The 18524-nt window shown below is 42.9% G+C and carries 24 protein-coding genes and 1 riboswitch; of the genes, 3 read left to right on the forward strand and 21 right to left on the reverse strand.

Going from position 1 to position 18524, the window contains the following annotated elements; all coding sequences use genetic code 11:
- Positions 1 to 14: 14 nt before the first annotated feature.
- The 18 genes from sufU to M1D81_RS15655 form a co-directional block, all read right to left on the reverse strand.
- The gene (sufU, locus tag M1D81_RS15570) at positions 15 to 461 is read right to left on the reverse strand and encodes a Fe-S cluster assembly sulfur transfer protein SufU (protein ID WP_456266431.1); all 447 of its coding nucleotides are present in this window, start codon (positions 459 to 461) and stop codon (positions 15 to 17) included.
- Positions 451 to 1671 (reverse strand): cysteine desulfurase, encoded by a 1221-nt coding sequence (locus M1D81_RS15575; protein WP_251215869.1) that lies wholly within the window; start codon positions 1669 to 1671, stop codon positions 451 to 453. The genes sufU and M1D81_RS15575 overlap by 11 nt, the downstream gene beginning before the upstream one ends.
- Positions 1671 to 2984, reverse strand: coding sequence for a Fe-S cluster assembly protein SufD (gene sufD / locus M1D81_RS15580; protein ID WP_456266430.1), 1314 nt, complete (start codon positions 2982 to 2984; stop codon positions 1671 to 1673). Before sufD ends, M1D81_RS15575 begins: the two co-directional genes overlap by 1 nt.
- 18 nt (positions 2985 to 3002) lie before the next feature.
- On the reverse strand, positions 3003 to 3788 hold the full coding sequence (gene sufC / locus M1D81_RS15585; RefSeq protein ID WP_007500355.1) for a Fe-S cluster assembly ATPase SufC: 786 nt from the start codon (positions 3786 to 3788) through the stop codon (positions 3003 to 3005).
- Positions 3789 to 4001: 213 nt separating this feature from the next.
- Positions 4002 to 4136 carry a hypothetical protein gene (locus M1D81_RS15590; protein WP_254965641.1) on the reverse strand — a complete coding sequence of 45 codons (135 nt, stop codon included), beginning with the start codon at positions 4134 to 4136 and terminating at the stop codon, positions 4002 to 4004.
- Between the two features lie 216 nt (positions 4137 to 4352).
- Positions 4353 to 4721 (reverse strand): carboxymuconolactone decarboxylase family protein, encoded by a 369-nt coding sequence (locus tag M1D81_RS15595; protein ID WP_342487471.1) that lies wholly within the window; start codon positions 4719 to 4721, stop codon positions 4353 to 4355.
- 103 nt (positions 4722 to 4824) lie between these two features.
- Positions 4825 to 5646 carry a methionine ABC transporter substrate-binding lipoprotein MetQ gene (gene metQ / locus M1D81_RS15600; protein ID WP_024423400.1) on the reverse strand — a complete coding sequence of 274 codons (822 nt, stop codon included), beginning with the start codon at positions 5644 to 5646 and terminating at the stop codon, positions 4825 to 4827.
- 14 nt (positions 5647 to 5660) lie between these two features.
- Entirely contained in the window at positions 5661 to 6329 is a 669-nt protein-coding gene (locus tag M1D81_RS15605; RefSeq protein ID WP_024423401.1) for a methionine ABC transporter permease, read from the reverse strand.
- The gene (locus tag M1D81_RS15610) at positions 6322 to 7347 is read right to left on the reverse strand and encodes a methionine ABC transporter ATP-binding protein (RefSeq protein WP_024423402.1); all 1026 of its coding nucleotides are present in this window, start codon (positions 7345 to 7347) and stop codon (positions 6322 to 6324) included. The genes M1D81_RS15605 and M1D81_RS15610 overlap by 8 nt, the downstream gene beginning before the upstream one ends.
- A gap of 154 nt (positions 7348 to 7501) precedes the next feature.
- Positions 7502 to 7610: riboswitch (SAM riboswitch) on the reverse strand.
- Between the two features lie 102 nt (positions 7611 to 7712).
- Complete coding sequence (locus M1D81_RS15615) at positions 7713 to 8054, reverse strand: SCP2 sterol-binding domain-containing protein (RefSeq protein ID WP_024423403.1); 342 nt, start codon at positions 8052 to 8054, stop codon at positions 7713 to 7715.
- Between the two features lie 120 nt (positions 8055 to 8174).
- On the reverse strand, positions 8175 to 8477 hold the full coding sequence (locus M1D81_RS15620; protein ID WP_024426005.1) for a thioredoxin family protein: 303 nt from the start codon (positions 8475 to 8477) through the stop codon (positions 8175 to 8177).
- Between the two features lie 12 nt (positions 8478 to 8489).
- Complete coding sequence (locus M1D81_RS15625; RefSeq protein ID WP_024423404.1) at positions 8490 to 8834, reverse strand: toprim domain-containing protein; 345 nt, start codon at positions 8832 to 8834, stop codon at positions 8490 to 8492.
- A 131-nt stretch (positions 8835 to 8965) separates the two neighbouring features.
- Positions 8966 to 9202 carry a YusG family protein gene (locus M1D81_RS15630; RefSeq protein WP_024423405.1) on the reverse strand — a complete coding sequence of 79 codons (237 nt, stop codon included), beginning with the start codon at positions 9200 to 9202 and terminating at the stop codon, positions 8966 to 8968.
- 44 nt (positions 9203 to 9246) lie between these two features.
- Complete coding sequence (gene gcvH / locus M1D81_RS15635) at positions 9247 to 9630, reverse strand: glycine cleavage system protein GcvH (RefSeq protein WP_008347039.1); 384 nt, start codon at positions 9628 to 9630, stop codon at positions 9247 to 9249.
- Between the two features lie 66 nt (positions 9631 to 9696).
- Complete coding sequence (locus M1D81_RS15640; RefSeq protein ID WP_034623889.1) at positions 9697 to 10053, reverse strand: arsenate reductase family protein; 357 nt, start codon at positions 10051 to 10053, stop codon at positions 9697 to 9699.
- Between the two features lie 111 nt (positions 10054 to 10164).
- A complete protein-coding gene (locus M1D81_RS15645) occupies positions 10165 to 11946 on the reverse strand; it encodes an acyl-CoA dehydrogenase family protein (protein WP_224426615.1) in 1782 nt (593 codons plus the stop codon).
- A gap of 14 nt (positions 11947 to 11960) precedes the next feature.
- Positions 11961 to 13136, reverse strand: a complete 1176-nt coding sequence (locus M1D81_RS15650; protein WP_024426007.1) for an acetyl-CoA C-acetyltransferase — start codon at positions 13134 to 13136, stop codon at positions 11961 to 11963.
- Positions 13137 to 13148: 12 nt separating this feature from the next.
- Positions 13149 to 15536 carry a 3-hydroxyacyl-CoA dehydrogenase NAD-binding domain-containing protein gene (locus tag M1D81_RS15655; protein WP_456266429.1) on the reverse strand — a complete coding sequence of 796 codons (2388 nt, stop codon included), beginning with the start codon at positions 15534 to 15536 and terminating at the stop codon, positions 13149 to 13151.
- Positions 15537 to 15735: 199 nt separating this feature from the next.
- On the opposite strand from M1D81_RS15655, the gene M1D81_RS15660 reads away from it, so the two are divergent.
- From M1D81_RS15660 to M1D81_RS15670, 3 genes are read left to right on the forward strand one after another with little or no spacing between them, the layout of a single operon-like run.
- Positions 15736 to 15873: a YuzL family protein gene (locus M1D81_RS15660; RefSeq protein WP_212051145.1), complete on the forward strand. Its 138-nt coding sequence runs from the start codon at positions 15736 to 15738 to the stop codon at positions 15871 to 15873.
- 43 nt (positions 15874 to 15916) lie between these two features.
- Positions 15917 to 16150 (forward strand): hypothetical protein, encoded by a 234-nt coding sequence (locus M1D81_RS15665; protein WP_224426662.1) that lies wholly within the window; start codon positions 15917 to 15919, stop codon positions 16148 to 16150.
- Between the two features lie 11 nt (positions 16151 to 16161).
- The gene (locus M1D81_RS15670) at positions 16162 to 16509 is read left to right on the forward strand and encodes a spore coat protein (RefSeq protein ID WP_024423410.1); all 348 of its coding nucleotides are present in this window, start codon (positions 16162 to 16164) and stop codon (positions 16507 to 16509) included.
- A gap of 215 nt (positions 16510 to 16724) precedes the next feature.
- Here the strand turns inward: M1D81_RS15670 and M1D81_RS15675 are convergent, their stop codons facing one another.
- The 3 genes from M1D81_RS15675 to M1D81_RS15685 form a co-directional block, all read right to left on the reverse strand.
- Positions 16725 to 16976, reverse strand: a complete 252-nt coding sequence (locus tag M1D81_RS15675) for a YusU family protein (RefSeq protein ID WP_024423411.1) — start codon at positions 16974 to 16976, stop codon at positions 16725 to 16727.
- 71 nt (positions 16977 to 17047) lie between these two features.
- The gene (locus M1D81_RS15680; protein ID WP_008347057.1) at positions 17048 to 17878 is read right to left on the reverse strand and encodes an ABC transporter ATP-binding protein; all 831 of its coding nucleotides are present in this window, start codon (positions 17876 to 17878) and stop codon (positions 17048 to 17050) included.
- 146 nt (positions 17879 to 18024) lie between these two features.
- Entirely contained in the window at positions 18025 to 18471 is a 447-nt protein-coding gene (locus tag M1D81_RS15685; protein WP_025094132.1) for a YusW family protein, read from the reverse strand.
- Between the last annotated feature and the right edge of the window lie 53 nt (positions 18472 to 18524).

Below are 18524 nucleotides of genomic sequence, written 5' to 3' on the forward strand. Positions count from 1 at the left end.
TTTTCACTCCAATCTTATGATTTGCCGTTATCTTCGGCAGTTGCGCCTTTTTCAAGCGCCTTCCAAGATAATGTTGCACATTTGATGCGGGCTGGGAATTTTGCTACTCCCTGCAGCGCCTCAATGTCACCAAGATCAATGGAATCGTCGTATTCTTTTCCTTGCATCATATCGGAGAAAATCCGAGACATTTTCAAAGCTGTTTCAATATCTTTCCCTTTAATGGCCTGCGTCATCATGGAGGCAGATGCCATCGAAATCGAGCATCCTTCTCCTTCAAATTTCGCATCCGTGACTTTTTCGTCTTCGATTTTCATCGTAAGACGAATGCGGTCACCACACGTTGGGTTGTTCATATCGACGACAATGCTGTCGTTTAACACACCTTTGTTTCTCGGATTTTTATAATGATCCATAATCACTTGTCTGTACAGTGTGTCTAAGTTTACATTAAAAGACATTCGTAAAATACTCCTTTGTCTTACGGAGCGCTGCAATCAGTTTGTCAATCTCTTCTTCTGTATTATACAGATAGAAGCTTGCTCTTGCAGTCGCTGATACACCAAGCCATTTCATGAGCGGCTGTGCACAGTGGTGTCCAGCACGAATGGCGACACCTTCCGTATCCAGAACAGTTGACGCATCATGCGGATGGACGTCGTCTAAGTTAAACGTCACAAGCCCAGCTCGGTGCTGCGGTCCATAAACAGTCGCACCGTCAAGCTCTTTAAAGCGCTCAAGCGCGTAAGTCGCAAGCTGATGCTCGTAACGGCTGACTTCCTCCATACCAATGTCATTTAAGAAGTCAATTGCTTTTCCTAGTCCAACTGCTCCAGCAATAATCGGTGTTCCCGCTTCAAATTTCCACGGCAGCTCTTTCCATGTAGAATCATATAGATCCACAAAGTCGATCATTTCACCGCCAAACTCAGCAGGCTCCATATTATTCAAAAGGTCCTTCTTCCCGTAAAGCACACCGATGCCAGTCGGTCCACACATTTTATGCCCAGAGAATGCGAAAAAGTCACAATCTAGATCCTGAACATCAATTTGCATGTGCGGAGTGCTTTGCGCACCGTCGACGACAATGATTGCCCCATGATCGTGGGCGATTTTGGCGATTTCTTTAATCGGGTTGATGGTTCCTAATACGTTTGAGACATGTGTGACTGCGACAATTTTCGTTTGATGTGTGATCGTTTGCTTCACATCTTCAAGCGATAGCGTGCCGTCTTCCTGTAACGGAATGTATTTCAATGTGGCGCCAGTTGCTTTCGCTGCTTGCTGCCAAGGGATGATATTCGCATGATGCTCCATATGCGTAATGACAATCTCATCGCCTTCTTTGAGGTTGGCTCTAGCATAGCTGATCGCCACTGTGTTTAGTGCAGTTGTTGTACCTCTAGTAAAAATAATCTCCTGGACAGATGAAGCACGGATGAATGCACGAACTTTCTCTCTCGCACCCTCGTATGCGTCCGTTGCTCTTGTGCCAAGGGTATGAACACCCCGGTGGACGTTCGAGTTGTAAGACCGGTAATACTCATTCATTGCATCAATGACCACTCTTGGTTTTTGAGAAGTCGCTGCACTGTCCAAATACACCAAATCATGTCCGTTCACTTGCTGATGAAGGATTGGAAATTGCTCACGAACGTCTTTGATATTCATTATTTTACTTTCCTTTCAATCACAGAAATCAGCTGCTTTTTAACTCCTTCAATCGGCAGTTCTTTCACAACTGGATTTAAGAAGCCATAAATCACAAGTCTTTCTGCATCTTCTTTGGAAATCCCGCGGCTCATGAGGTAGTACAATTGAATTGGATCAACACGTCCAACAGAAGCGGCGTGCCCTGCTGTCACATCATCTTCATCAATTAAAAGAATTGGGTTTGCGTCACCGCGTGCTTTCTCACTCAGCATGAGGACACGTGATTCCTGCTCTGCATTTGACTTTGTTGCGCCATGCTCGATTTTGCCAATTCCGTTAAAGATAGAAGATGCTTGATCCTTCATCACACCATGCTTCAAGATATACCCTTCAGAGTTTTTACCGAAGTGGATGATGCTTGTTGTGAAGTTTTCTGTTTGGTTTCCTCGGCCGACAACAACTGATTTCGTATCACCGAATGTACCGTCACCCATCAGTTTTGTGATGTTCTCAGATACGACGTCTCCATCATTCATCAAGCCAAGCGCCCATTCGATTTTACTGTCACGGCCATTTGCCATACCGCGTCTGTTTACATATACTGTGACTCCTTCTGCAAGGTTATCTACAGCACCGTATGTGACGCGGGCGTTAGCGCCTGTGAACACTTCAGAAACGATATTGAAGATCGCTTCTTTCGGTTTTGCTGAACTGATGTAGTTTTCTACATATGTCACAGCACTATGATCGTCTGCTACGACGATGACATGGTTGAACAAAGTCGTTTCGTCATTTTCATGAAGATAAACAGCTTGAATTGGTGCTTCAAGCTCTACGTTTTTCGGTACATAGAGGAAAGCTCCGCCATTCACTAAAGCAGCATGTAAAGCTGTTAGTTTATGCTCATCCACTTTCACTGCATCTGTCATGAAGTATTGTTTCACTAAATCTCCATGCTCACGAATCGCTGTATGAAGATCAGTGAAGATCACACCTTTGTCTTTTGCTTCAGCTGAAAGAGACAAATAGGCCGGCGTTTGATCACGTTGAATGTAAACTGTCTTATTTGTGTCCTCTAAATCAATCAGAGATTTCACTTCTTCTGGAAGCTCTTCTAATGATCCAAATGGCGCACTTTCGACTGTATGCTGTTTGAAATTCGTTAAATTCCATTTTGAAATATTCGTTTTGTCAGGCTTTGGCATTGGGAGGTCTTCTGCTTTTTCAAGAGCCTGTAAGCGAAGGGAGCTCATCCATGCCGGTTCCTGATGCTTCTCGGAGAAGCTTTTGACATAATCTTGATCTACTGATAATTTCGTTTCTAATGTCATCAATAATCCTCCTAACGCTTACGCTTCTTGACCAACAGTTTCGTCTTCAATTCCTAACTCTTTTTTAATCCAATCATAGCCTTCTGCTTCTAGACGCTGCGCGAGTTCTGGTCCGCCAGATTTCACGATACGGCCTTGCATCATGACATGAACGTGATCTGGTGTGATGTAGTTCAGCAGACGCTGATAGTGAGTGATCATTAAGCAGCCGAAGCTTTCGCCGCGCATTTTGTTAATTCCTTTAGAAACAACTTTCAAGGCATCGATATCAAGACCAGAATCGATTTCGTCAAGGATGGCGATCTTTGGTTCAATCATCATTAATTGAAGAATTTCGTTGCGTTTTTTCTCCCCGCCTGAGAAACCTTCATTTAAGTAGCGCTGTGCCATATCTGGGTCCATTTCAAGGAACTCCATGTTTTCGTCCATTTTGCGGATGAATTTCATAAGAGAGATTTCATCGCCTTCTTCTCTGCGTGCGTTAATTGCAGAACGAAGGAAGTCAGCATTTGTAACACCACTGATTTCAGATGGGTATTGCATCGCAAGGAAAAGACCAGCTTGAGCGCGCTCATCTACTTCCATTTCAAGGACATCTTCGCCATCAAGCAAGATGCTGCCTTTTGTTACTTCATATTTAGGGTGGCCCATAATGGCAGCAGATAAAGTAGATTTACCTGTTCCGTTTGGTCCCATTACTGCGTGGAATTCTCCACCTTTTATCTCGAGGTTTACACCCTTTAAGATTTCTTTCCCTTCAATCTCAACGTGCAAGTCCTTAATTGTTAATGTCGAAGCAGTCATATATCGATACCTCCAAAATAATCATTATTCTCAATTTATTCTCATTCTAATTTTATAACAAATTAAAACTGAATACAACACATTCACAATAAGCGTGAGAGGATGCTCTCAAAATTCTAACAAAAAAAGCAGATAGATAAAAGGATTTATGTCGAAAAGACTGTTTTCATAAAGAAAGGGCGGGAAACTATTCTCCCCGCCCCTCAGCTATTATTAGCCTCGTATATTCATTTTTGCGAGCTGTCTTTTCTCATCTCGATAGGACTGCTCTCGTTTATATTCCACTTTCATCCTTAAGTCATGGTCTCTTTCGTACTCTGCATAGCTCATGCCATGAGCTTGATGCATGGCCTTTTCCATCTCGGCGGTATAGTCCAATCCCAGTGTACTATGGTCCGAACAAATAATAAACCATTCCCTTCCTTCGAGTGTAGCTTTATTGTAGCAAACGTATGCGTCTTCACTCAAAAGGGATATGACACCTTATGCTGGCATATTTTCTCACACAATCGGATGAGAAGCGCTCAACTCCCTGAGATGGAAAAATACCGTGTTTTGCTTCCCTTAATGCGTCTGTCCTCCAAATTCATCAATACATTGCTGAACGACAGTGATTCCTTGGCTTAGTGCTGCCCCGCCGCCAAAAGCTGCCGCCACGCTGACAACCTCCAGCAAATTCTCTTCTGTCGCCCCTTGATCGAGCGCTCCTTTTGTATGATAAATCATGCAGTATTCATCCTGCGCATGAATACTGATACCGAGGGCAATTATTTGTTTTTCCTTTTGCGTTAATGAATCGCTTTGGAAGCACTGCTCCGTAAATTCATTGAATTTCTTTCCAAACACCGGCATTTTCTTCTGAAATTCACCCATTGCGGTTTTATAATCAGTCAGTGATTGCTGCATGGATCCGCTCATATGCTGTTCATTCATCTTGATTCCATCCCTTCAGGTCATTTGTACGTTTTTATTATGAGCGAGATTTGAAAAAATACACAAAAAACCTCGCTTTGGTAGAAGCGAGGTTGAAATGTTGTTACTCAGATACAGGCAATACTGCACCGTCATATTTTTTGTCGATGAATTCTTTGATTTTATCAGAGTGAAGAACTTCCATTAATGCCTTGATCTTATCTGATTTTTCGTCACCTTTGCGAACCGCAACGATGTTTGCATATGGGTTGTTCTTTGTTTGCTCAAGTTCGATTGAATCTTTTTTCGGATTCAATTTATTTTGGATCGCATAGTTGACGTTGATAAATACAGCATCGCCTTCACTGTTTTCATAAGCTTTCGCAGTTAATTCAGGCGCGATTTTTTTGAATTTTAGGTTCTTTGGGTTTTCTTTAATGTTCTTTACTGTTGCGTTGATTGTATCAACCTTCGGATCAAGCTTGATGACACCAGCATTTTGCAGCAGGGCAAGCATACGGCCTTGTTCAGCTACGTTGTTTGTCATGATGATTGTGCCGCCGTTTGGAATATCTTTTACGGATTTGTATTTCTTAGAGTAGATACCGAAAGGCTCAAGGTGAACCGCACCAGCACTCACTAGGTTATAATCTTTGTTTGATTTATTTTCTTCGTTTAAGTAAGGGATATGTTGGAAAAAGTTCGCATCCACTTCTTTTTCAGCTAACGCTTTGTTGTACATTTTATAATCGCTAAGCACTTTCACTTTTAAATCGTAGCCTTTTTCTTTTAGAAGTGGTTTTGCTTCTTCAAGAATTTCGGCATGCGGCGTTTTTGAAGCGGCAACCGTAATGGTTTTGCTTTCACTTGCGTTATTAGATGAACCGCACGCAGCTAAAATACCTGCAAATGCTAGAAATAGTGCACTTAAAATCAATTTCTTCATGAATAAATCCTCCCTTAACGTTTATCAATTTTATTTGTAATCAAATCACCGATTATTTGAATAATAAAGACGATGATGAGAATAAACACAGTAGCTACAAGTGTGACATCTGTATTACCAGATTGGTACCCTTCCACATAGGCGAGGTCACCAAGTCCGCCTGCTCCAATTGCACCTGCAATCGCAGTAGAGCCAATCAGAGCAATTGCTGTTACGGTAATACCTGAAATAAGGGCTGGCAATGATTCTGGCAGCAATACTTTGAAAATGATTGTTGACGTTTTTGCTCCCATTGATCGTGCTGCTTCAATGACTCCTTTATCTACCTCACGCAGTGCAATTTCGACAAGACGTGCATAGAATGGAGCTGACCCTATGACAAGGGCAGGGAGTGCTGCATTTGGGCCAAGAATCGTATGCATTAAGAATTTCGTAAACCCTAGTAATAAAATAATTAAAATGATAAAAGGAATCGATCTGAAAATATTGACGACAGCGCCGATGACAGCATTTATCGGTTTATTTTCCCAAAGACCGCCTTTTCCTGTAAGGAAGAGCAGGAGCCCTAAGATAATCCCGATTGCAAAGGCAAATGCCAATGAAATCAGTGTCATATACACCGTTTCACCTGTTGCACTCCAGATGACGTCTAAATCAACGTTCGGAAACCATTTCTCAAACATGTGTCATCACCTCGATTTCAACCTGTTTGCTTTGGATATAGGCGATGGCTTTTTCTACCTCGGTCTCTTCTCCATTAATGTGGATAAAGAGTGTTCCAAACGCGCCTTCCTGCGTTTGAGAAATCTTCCCTTGAAGGATATTCACATCGACATTGAAGGATCGAATGATTTCAGTGATCAGCGGCTGCTCGGCAGAGTCTCCAATAAAGGACAACCGTACGACCTGACCTTCTTTTACTCGTTCTAAGACGTGCTCGATTGTTTCTTTCGCTTCCTCTGGTTCTGCAAGCTGTTTCACAAATCGTTTCGTCATTTCTTCCTTCGGTTGTCTGAAGACGCGTAATACTTCGCCTTCTTCGACAATGCGTCCATTTTCCATGACCGCGACGCGATGACAAATTTTGCGAATGACGTGCATTTCATGTGTAATGAGCACAATCGTGAGCCCTAACCTTTTATTGATATCCGCCAAAAGTTCAAGGATCGAATCGGTCGTTTGCGGATCTAGCGCAGATGTCGCTTCGTCACATAGAAGAACCTTTGGATCATTCGCTAATGCTCTCGCAATGCCGACACGCTGTTTTTGCCCGCCGCTTAGCTGAGACGGGTATGCATTTTCTTTTCCTTCTAAACCGACCAATTTAATCAGTTCATTCGCACGCTCTCTCCGTTTCGATGTCGGTACACCTGCGATCTCAAGCGGGAACATAATGTTTTGTCTCACCGTTCTTGACCAAAGCAAGTTAAAGTGCTGGAAGATCATGCTGATTTCTTGTCTGGCTTTCCGAAGTTTCGCATTTGATACTTCATTGATCCGGTTGCCTGCCACTTCAACAATTCCTTCTGTTGGCAGCTCCAGACCGTTTAATAGGCGAATAAGCGAGCTTTTCCCTGCACCGCTATACCCGATAATTCCGAATATTTCACCTTTATCAATATCCAAGTTGACGTCTTTCACGGCATCAACATTTCCGCTTTTTGAATGGTACGTTTTTGATACATTCTGTAAATGGATCACAGTCTGATCACCTGCTTTCTTGCTGAATCTATAGGTTTCCATCACATACGTTATTTATTCTTCTTTGTGTCATGACTCTAGCCTGGCGCCAGGTCAGTAAAAAAGACCTAACTGCAACGCAAGCAGAAAGGCCTTTTATGTCAATTACGCCTTTCTCTCATCTTTCAAAGCGCTGCGGCTTTGAGTGAATTGGCACCAATTTCAGCTATGCTGACGGTTGCCGGGTTTCATAGGGCACGTCCCTCCACCTCTCTTAATAAGAGAAAATATGTTGTTTTATGTGATGTTCATGTTTTTACTAACGTAGAATATCATGCTACCCGAGATATGTCAACGCTGTAAATCGCTAATTTCCAAGTAAACAACTACGTTATCATTTTTCGAAAAAAACCGTTCGTCAGCCAAAGCACTGCCTCTAGTCTCAGGAGCGCACGGAATGACCCTTTCACTTTGACTTGTCCCCTGCTGATTAACTGCTGTAAGGACATATCTCCATCTAATAATTGTAGAATCTCTTTCCTCTCACCATAAAAGATGAGATCCGATAACTCAATTGCAGGTAGTTTCTTCACTTCACCACGTTCATCCACAATCAATGTACAAGAGTCAGTTTCCGCCTCAAATGTAATCTTCAAGGATGATGATGAGAGCAGCGGCTTTAATAATAAACGCTGCCCTGTGTTACCATGGGCTTTCACATTTTCCACATGTATAACCTCCCTGTCATTTGGTTATACATAACATTTCTCTACAAACATCGGCTTGTCCTTTATAAATAACTCGACAAATTTTCAAATGAATTTCTTGAAATATGACAAAAAACCGCTTTATTTAGCGGTTTCAATCATTTCATGAAGATATGGAACTGAGTGAAAGGCATAGCCTTTTTGCACCAATTCACCTTTTTTAAACAGGAGAAAGCAAGGAACACTCTCAATTTCAAATGCTTTCGCAAAGCCTGGTGAATAGTTTAAATTGTTTTCGTAAAATGGTACATCCGGCTGCATGGCGTCTACAACTGCCAGCATTTTCTTTGCCAGCTGGCATGTTCCGCAAAACGGTGTATATAAGTATAAAAGAAATAAATCGTCCTCTATCTCCTTGAATTCGTGTTCTTCAATCTCTTTCATATACGTCCACCCTCATAAATATTTCGAATGAACATCAATGTTTGCAGCTAATAGGATAGATGCAATGTGGGCTGACGGTGAAGCGGCCACTTCGCGGTACGTTCTGTCGACAAAAAGATGAAGTGCTTCAGGGAATTCTTTTCGAAATTGCTTCCGCAGTTTGTCGCCTGCATCGTCACTGTCAGCTAATATGTAAACGTCTTTCCCCACTAAATCGTCCACAAGCTGATCCAACTTCGATGTACTGATCGTGCCATTGGTGCAAATGATGGTAACAGGTTCACTTATGACTTCTTTTAGCTTTTGTTTGTCTGTTTTACCTTCTACAATGATGACCTTTTCTATCTCGACATTCATCACGATCACCCGGCCCTTTTGACGTTGATTCACTTCTTCCTTAGATTACAATCTTTCATTCAGGTTGTAAAGATTGAGCGCCTCGTCATCAAAAAGACTGCAGCTTCTGTTCACTGCAGTCTCATCTGTGATTAGCACCAGCCATTTTCATCGTCACAGTCAACATATTTTTCTGTCCCATCGGTTAATGTATCCGTTAAACGATAAAAACGATTTTGATCATAGGAATATCCCGATTTCAGCTCATATTGGTTTTCACTAATCATCGTGCCAATCTCTTCATTTTGATGATAAAGCACCATGCCGCTTTCTTTGAATCGTCCAGTGACATGCTCTGTTATATCCACGTGTTCTTTTTGAAAAGACAAATTGGACACCCCCCATAAAGGTAGAGTGTCCAATTTCTCATGAATTAGTCTTCTTTTGTCATTTCTTCGTATTGCTCAGCCGTCATTAAGTTCTCAATTTCAGAAGCATCAGCTGGTTCTACCACGATCATCCATGCTTTTTCGTATGGAGAGTCGTTGACGAATTCTGGGCTGTCATCCAGCTCATCGTTCACTTCAACGATTGTGCCATTGATCGGTGCATAAAGTTCAGAAACGGTTTTCACTGATTCTACACTTCCGAAAGGCTCGTCCGCTGTGATTTTGTCTCCTACTTCAGGAAGCTCAACGAACACGATATCGCCCAGCTCAGATTGAGCAAAATGCGTAATACCGATACGCACCTTATCTCCTTCTACTTTGACCCATTCATGTTCTTCTGAATAACGTAAATCTTTTGGTGTGCTCATTCAATACCCCTCCAGTCTTTTCTTACAATCTATATTGAAGATACCACAATCTGAATGAAAGTTACATCATTTCCAGACGCTTTTAAATGTATCTTCATTAAATCCTACCGTGACTCGTTTTCCGTCTGTTGTAATCGGACGCTTAATCAGCATTCCGTTAGACGCGAGTAATTCTAGCTGCTCGTCCTCTGACATTGCAGGAAGTTGATCTTTCAGCTGCAGCTCCCGGTATTTTTGTCCGCTTGTATTAAAGAATTTCTTCAGCTCTAAACCGCTTTTTTCGTAAAGGGCTTTTATTGTTTCTTTATCAGGCGTCTCTTCGACGATATGTATGCTGTTGATGTCTTTATTGTGTGCTTCCAGCCACTTTTTTGCTTTTCGGCATGTACCGCAAGATGGGTATTCGTAAAAATCTAAAGCCACCATTTTCACCTCCTGCAAATTGTGACAACATTTTATCACAAAATATTTTAAAAACCTAAATGTATGCTTACAAAAAGGTGCGGAGTAATATCCGCACCTTTTAAGCCGTCCTTATACGATATATTTCTCTGCTTCAAAGATTCGTTTTGCCACTTCGCGCTTTTTGGCGATGACATTGATCGGCGTAAATCTTGTCAGCTTGCGAAGGGCTGACAGGCTCATGCGGAGTGAATCTCCTTCCTCCATCGCAATCAAGGATTCTTTTGCATGGGCTTCAATCTTTAAGAAAGCCTCCTGCGTGAAAATTTGTGTGTAAGCAAGCTTTTGTTCATTCTTTTCTGCCCCTGTTGCAGCGATTGCCTTTTCTGTACGCAGAATCGCTGATTCAGCAGCAAAAATTTCATTGACGATATCGGCTATGTTCACAAGAATTTCTTGTTCTTTGTCTAAGGCTTTCCCGTATTTCATCGCTGCCATACCAGCCACCATTAAGGCGATCTTTTTCGCATGGGCGAGCAAATATTTTTCTTGATCGAGCGGCTGATCGCCTGGCTCTTCCGGCATCATCATCATTAGCTCTTCCTGTAAGGTTTGCGCTTTTTGAAGCAGCGGAAGCTCTCCTTTCATCGCTTTCTTCAAGAATGTACCTGGTACAAGCAAACGGTTGATTTCGTTTGTCCCTTCAAAAATCCGGTTAATTCGTGAGTCGCGATAGGCTCTTTCGACCTCGTATTCTTGCATGAATCCATATCCGCCGTGAATCTGCACGCCTTCATCCACAATATAATCTAACGTTTCAGAGCCAAGCACTTTACAGAGAGAACATTCAATCGCATATTCCGCAATGGATTGGGCAATTTGTTTGCCGTCTTTTTGCTCTTCATCACTTAAGAGGCCCATCCGCTGTTCAAATAATCCAACCGTACGGTAAACAGCACTTTCCATCGCATAGAGCTTTGCTGACATATTGGCTGCTTTTTCACCAATTAAGCTGAATCGAGAAATTGGTGTTTTGAACTGCTTACGCTGGTTCGCATATTCTGCCGACAATTGAATGACGCGCTTTGATGCACCGATTGTGCCGACTGCCAGCTTATAGCGCCCAATATTCAAAATGTTAAACGCAATCACATGACCTCTGCCAGCTTCACCGAGCAAATTCTCCTTCGGTACTTGGGCATCTTCAAGAATCAATGTTCTTGTCGATGATCCTTTAATACCCATCTTTTTCTCTTCAGGCCCCGTTTTGACACCTGGAAAATCCTTTTCGACGATAAAAGCAGAGAAGTGTTCACCATCAATCTTCGCATACACAACAAAGACATCGGCAAATGCGGAGTTTGTGATCCACTGCTTTTCTCCATTGAGGACATAATGGGTACCTGCTTCATTCAGAACTGCCGTTGTTTTTGCTCCAAGAGCGTCAGAGCCTGATCCAGGCTCAGTGAGTGCGTACGCCGCAATGGTTTCACCAGTGGCGAGTCCAGGCAGGTACGCTTCCTTTTGCGCTTGATTCCCGAAGAGCACGATCGGCAGAGAACCAATACCGACATGAGCACCATAGGAAAGTGAGAAGCTTCCTGCTCGAGCGAATTTTTCAGTAATGATAGCTGAACTGATTTTATCTAATCCAAGCCCGCCGAATTCCTCAGGCACATCAGCTCCAAGCAGCCCAAGTTCACCAGCCTTTTTGAGAAGCCTGACCGAATGCTCGAACTCATGGTTTTCAATTTGATCAATATGCGGAACCACATCTTGTAAAATATAATCCTCTGTTGTTTTTCCAATCATTTGATGTTCATCAGAGAAATCCTCCGGTGTAAAAATATGCTCATAATTCGTCTCATCAATTAAAAAGCTTCCACCCTTTTTTACATCTTCCAATGCTTTCATCCTGATTTCCCCCTTTAGATCAATTCAAAAATGCCTGCTGCTCCCATGCCCCCGCCGATACACATTGTGACAATGCCAAATTGCTCGTTTCGCCGTTTCATTTCATGAATCAGTGACAGCGTTAGTTTCGTTCCTGTACAGCCGAGCGGATGTCCGAGCGCAATTGCCCCGCCATTGACATTCACCTTTTCCTCATCAATTCCTAAATGACGAATGACTTGAATTGCCTGAGAAGCAAACGCTTCATTCAATTCAAACAGGCCAATATCCTTCAGCTCAAGTCCAGCGATTTTCAGCGCACGCGGAATGGCTTCAACCGGACCGATACCCATCACTTCAGGCGGTACACCGCCAACAGCAAATGCTCTGAATTTAGCGAGCGGCTGAAGAGAAAGTGAGGATGCTTTCTCACGGTCCATCATCATCACACACGCAGCCCCGTCACTTGTTTGAGACGAATTCCCTGCGGTCACCGTGCCTTTTGTTGAGAAGGCTGGACGCAATGTGGAAAGAATCTCCTCCGTTGTGCCTGCTCTCACACCTTCATCCTGTGAGAACGTGAATTGATGCTCTTCTAATTGATATTGCTCTCCTACTCGTCGCTCTGTTACATCAACAGGCACAATTTCATCTGAAAATTTCCCTTCTTGAAGTGCCTTTGCTGCCTTTTGATGACTCCTCACCGCAAAGGCGTCCTGATCTTGACGTGTGACCTGATACTTTTGCGCCACTTGCTCTGCCGTGTGCCCCATGCTCATATAGTATTCAGGTGCTTGCTCTGCCAAGAGAGCATTTGGACGAATGGAATGCCCCATCATCGGCACCTGCGACATCGATTCGACTCCTCCGGCTAAAATCGTGTCTGCCTGCCCGAGCATAATACGTTCACCCGCATAAGCGATAGATTGAAGACCAGACGAGCAGTAACGGTTTATGGTGATGGCAGGTACCGTATAAGGCAGTCCCGCTAATGCCCCAATATTCCGGGCCACATTTAACCCCTGCTCTGCTTCTGGCGTTGCACAGCCAATGATCAAATCATCTATTTGACCGTCGTATTCACCGGCACGCTTTAACGTTTCTTTTACACATAATGCGCCCATATCATCAGGCCGGACATGTTTTAACGATCCTTTTTTCGCCTTCCCTACTGGTGTTCTTGCGCCAGCGACAATGACTGCTTCTCTCATTTTGACTCCCCCTTAGTTACGTAAAGGTTTTCCTTTGACGAGCATGTGCTGCATACGTGCCTGTGATTTCACTTCTCCTACAAGACTTAAAAAGGCTTCTCTTTCAAGCTCTAATAAGTATTGCTCCTCTACCTCTGTTCCAAATGGCAGTTTCCCGCCGGAAATGACATGAGCTAATTTTTTTACAATGGTCATGTCATGTTCTGAAATGTATCCTGACAGTCTCATATTTTCAGCAGCCAAAATCATCGCTGCATATCCTGTTTCTCCCATGACCGGCACCTTTTGCTTGAGCGGCGCACGATAACCGGCTTCATCAAGAGAGAGCACCAGTTGTTTTGCATCATAGATCAGGTGATCGCCGTTCATACTGAAACGGTCACTCACGCGGAGCATGTTCATATCCCGCGCATCCTCAGCTGAAGTCGATACTTTTGCCATTGCAATTGTTTCAAATGTTTTCAGCGTGGCATCCTGTATAGCCGTCTGCGACGGCTTCGCTGATCCTTGCAGGTGACGAAGATATAACTCTTTGTTTCCGCCGCCTCCTGGAATCAGTCCAACTCCCGCTTCCACAAGTCCCATGTAAGTTTCGCTGGACGCCTGAATAGCTGCTGCCGGCAGACAAACTTCTGTTCCGCCTCCTAATGTCATCCCAAATGGTGCGGCTACGACTGGGCGATTGCTATATTTCACCTTCATCATTGCCTGCTGGAAGCGTCTGATCACAAAGTCAATTTCAAAGAAATTGTCATCCTGTGCCTCCATTAAAATCAGGGCAAGGTTTGCGCCAACACAGAAGTTCTTCCCTTGGTTTCCGATGACAAGCCCTTTATAATTCTTTTCCGTCTCATCAACAGCGCGATTGATCATATCAATGACATCTAGTCCAATGGCATTGCTTTTAGAATGAAATTCGAGCAAGGCGACATCATCACCAATATCGATCAGGCTCGCACCAGAATTTTTGAAGATGACGTCGTGTTTCTTTTTCAATCTAGCTAAAGATATATGTTTGTCGTTTCCTTTTTCCTGTTCATAAGCCCCGTTATGATAAAACGCACGCTCTCCATTAGCATTCTCTTGATAGAATGTCTCGTGTCCTTTTGACAGCATGTCTTGCACCCATGCTGGAATACTATGGCCTTCTGCTTCCATGCGTTCGGCAGCTTTTTTGACACCTATTGCATCCCACAGCTCAAATGGACCGTGCTGCCAGCCGAATCCCCATTTCATGGCGTTATCGATAGACTGAATATCATCCGCAATTTCACCTTTTAGATGAGCTGAATAAAGAAGTACGGGCGCTGTCATATTCCAAAGTAGTTGCCCTGCACGGCCATCCTGATAAATAAGCGCTTTCAACTTTGCTTTTGCACCCTTTTGCTGTTTCGCCATTTCAATGCCTGGATCTTTTAGCTTTGTGCGTTCTCCATATGTGAGCGTCACTGGGTCAAGCTCTAAAATGACCTTCCCATTTTTTTGATAAAAACCTTGGCCTGCCTTGCTGCCAATCCATCCTTTTTCGAGCATTCTTTCAATAAACTCAGGCAGCTGAAAAATCTCTTTTTCCTTTCCTTCTACCTGTTCATATACGTTTCGTGCCACATGAGAAAACGTGTCGAGTCCCACTACATCCAGTGTACGGAAGGTCGCACTTTTCGGTCTTCCAATGAGAGGTCCTGTGACAGAATCCACTTCTCCGATGGTGTATTTGTTCTCAAGCATTTCACGCACTGTGACAAGAAGTCCATAAGTGCCAATGCGGTTTGCAATAAAGTTCGGTGTGTCCTTTGCTTCAACCACACCTTTGCCGAGTACATCCTCGCCAAATGTTTTCATAAATGACAGTACTTCTGGATCGGTTTCTTGAATAGGAATGATTTCTAAGAGCTTTAAATAACGAGCTGGGTTAAAAAAATGTGTGCCTAAAAAATGGCGTTTAAAATCATCTGATCGGCCTTCTGCCATTTTTTCAACTGAAATACCGGATGTATTGCTTGATACGATGCTTCCTTCTTTGCGGTGTTCGTCGATGAGAGAGAATACGTGCTTTTTGATGCTGAGCTTTTCAGTGACGACTTCAATGATCCAGTCAGCATCGTGTAATAAGGAAAGGTGGTCTGTGAGATTTCCCGGTGTGATGTATGATAGGTTTTTTGCTGAAGTAAGAGGTGCTGGCTTTTGCTTTAACAATTTTTTCATCGCTTCTTGACTTAATCGATTCCGAACACTAGGGTGATCAAGCGTCCGCTTTTTCGCCGTTTCTTCCTTTGTCAGTTCATTTGGCACAATATCTAGCAGTGTAACTGGTATCCCAATATTGGCTAAATGTGCAGCAATGCCTGAGCCCATGACACCTGAACCAATGACAGCCGCCTTGCGAATATGTTTGCCCATAAATATCCCCCTAAACATTTTGAATGAACAGTCATTCATTTTTTGTCCAAAAAAAAGCAATGCCTCTTTCTTTATCTTAAAAGATTTTCCGAAACAGTTCAATAGCAGATTTCAAAAATTTACACATTCTCGTGTGCCTTATTTTGCGGCGTATGAATTAAAGATGAGAGGGAATTGTAAGAATGGAGGTGATGTCCACATGTCTCGTTTGAAGAAAAACCCAACGAAAGCAGGCGTTAGTGCTGCAAGTGTAAAAGGAAACGCAGGTCCATCACAGGAAGCAGACCTAGGCGGGAAAAAAACCAGTCAAAATCAGCAATATAAAAAGAATCAGTAAGGAAAAAATTCGTAAGGAGGAACACAAGTTGAACAATCAGCAAATGAATATGCCCCCAGAAGTCATATCAGTGAAGGATTCCTTGTACTTAGAGGATATGCTCAACTGGAACTTGATCGCCATGAAAAAGGCTCATTTTATGGCCGAGCATTGCCAGGACCAAACATTGAAACAAGAATTAAATCAAGTTGGGCAAATGCATCATCAGCATTACACACAAATTCTTCAGCATTTAGGCAGCTCAGGGCAAGGCCAGTCTACTGGCTTTATGCAATAGGAGGAAAAAACATGGAACAGCAAAACCAACAAAAAATCGGGAATCCACAAACTCCGGTTCCCACAACAACCAACATGAACGATCGTGATTTTGTCACAGATCTCTTGTCGACTGAAAAATATATGACAAGTGGATACAACACAGCGCTCAATGAATTCAGTCATGAATCTCTTTATCAGGATATTCAGCGAATTGCACTGGAAACACAGAAAACACAAAGACATTTATATGATGTCATGTTCCGATATGGCTGGTATTCTGTTGAAGCCGCTGATCAGCAAAAGCTCCAGCAGGCACACCAGAAGTTCCAGCAAACACTGACAGATCAATCTCCGTACGGTTCATCACAAATGTCATAAGAAAAAAACTGCCAGTCTAGAGCTGGCAGTCAATTGTTGATAAAGGGCTAAAATGATTTTTATTTTAGCCCTTTGTCTTCTTTTCAGCGTGATAGAAAACCTTTGCAGTCTAGGAAGAACGGCTACTTTTGCGGAGCGAATTGAACATTCGTGAGCACCAGCGCACAGGACTGACAAAGAATGCGAGGGTTTGTCTACACGCTGCTGGCAGTTTTTTAACGGTCTTTATTGGCACGGTGAGCTTCGTTCAACTGTTTGATTCGTTGAATCGTGTGTTTGATTTCTTCTTTTGCTTCTGGATACGTTTCATTGAAATGCTTTGCTAGCGGCGGCATGCTTTTTGCGATATGGGAGTAGATCACCCATTGTTTCACATCTTGTTTCAGCTCGTCTGTTGATTCACCGAGCAGCAGCTCTGTATATTTATCAAGCAAGCCTTCCAGCTTTTCATCTAATTCATTTCCCATTGATATTCCGCTCCTTTTTCAGAAAAAAGCCTGACTCTGTGAGACACAGATGTCAGGCTTTTGACATACGATTATCTTGCAGCAAGAAACGTTTCAGCTTGCGCTTGCTGCACAATACAGCGTCCTCTACCGTGCGGAATACATAATGGTGTTCCAAATAAAGGATCTGTTGTCACTTGGCAATTCATATCAAAGACATTTTTCACGAGATCACAATTAATCACTGTTTCTGGTCTGCCTTCTGCATAGATTGACTTGTCTTTAATCGCGACAAGATGATGAGCATATCTGCATGCAAGATTGAGATCATGAAGAACCATCACAATCGTGCGCTGCTCTTTCTCATTTAAATCAAACAGAAGGTCCAAAATTTCGATTTGATGCGTCATGTCTAAATATGTCGTCGGCTCATCTAACAAAATAATATCGGTCTCTTGGGCCAGCGTCATCGCAATCCATGCACGCTGCCTTTGTCCACCTGATAATGAATCAACGGTCCGATCAGCAAGATCTTCCATCTTTGTTGACTTCAATGCGCGGTTCACAGCTTCTTCATCTTGCTTCGACCACTGCTTCAGCCAATTTTGATAAGGATATCTGCCTTGCTTCACTAACTGATGCACGGTTAATCCTTCTGGCGCTTCTGGTCCTTGTGGAAGAATGGCGAGCTGTTTCGCTACTTCTTTTGTTGGTAATTTTGCAATGGAATGACCTTCAAGCAGGACAGAACCACCCATTGGCTTCATGAGACGGGCCAAAGAGCGCAGTAGCGTGGATTTACCACATCCATTACTGCCAATAAATACTGTGATTTCACCCTTAGGGATTGATACATTTAGTTCATCGATGATCATTGTTTCTCCGTAGCCTAAGCTTAAACCTTCAGTAGAAATGGCACTCATTCCGCTCAAACGCTCCTTTTCTCATCCAAATTTTTATATGAAATATCGTCTATGTACAGACGTAAAAGATCACTTATCTCAATTTAGTGTATCAGATTTAAGTGATCTTGAAAATCATTTTCAATTAAAAAATGAGAAAGTCTCGTTTATTTCTTCCTTTGGAATGTACGTTTGGTCCCATCCTCGAGCTTTAAATCGATCTGAATCCGCTGATAATCATCATCTAAATTAAAAGCAGTTAATAGTTCATTTACATACGCTTCATTGATCTTTGCACTAGGAATCGACATATCATTCAGCTTCATCTTCATCTCGCGCAAAGCTTCTTCTCCTTCATAGCGGGCTCCATTCATATGATCACGAATGATTGCTTCCTCTTTGCCTCTTGCCTGACGGTAGGTTGCTTCGTATAATTCGTTTTTCTGTCCATATTGGACAAGCAGATGCACATGCTGAAATGGCAGTTCCTTCATTTGAACAGCTGACAGACTTTCTGCTTCTGCTTCATGTGTTTGTTGTAACGGTTCAACTGATTGACAGCCGGACAGCATAAAGAGCAGCACTCCTATTCGTCCCGCCTTCTTCCAACACATCATGTGTTTCCTCCTATTTCACAGCATCGCTTTTTATTCTTCTCCAGGCTCCT

The sequence above is a fragment of the Bacillus sp. JZ105 genome, assembly GCF_053903125.1.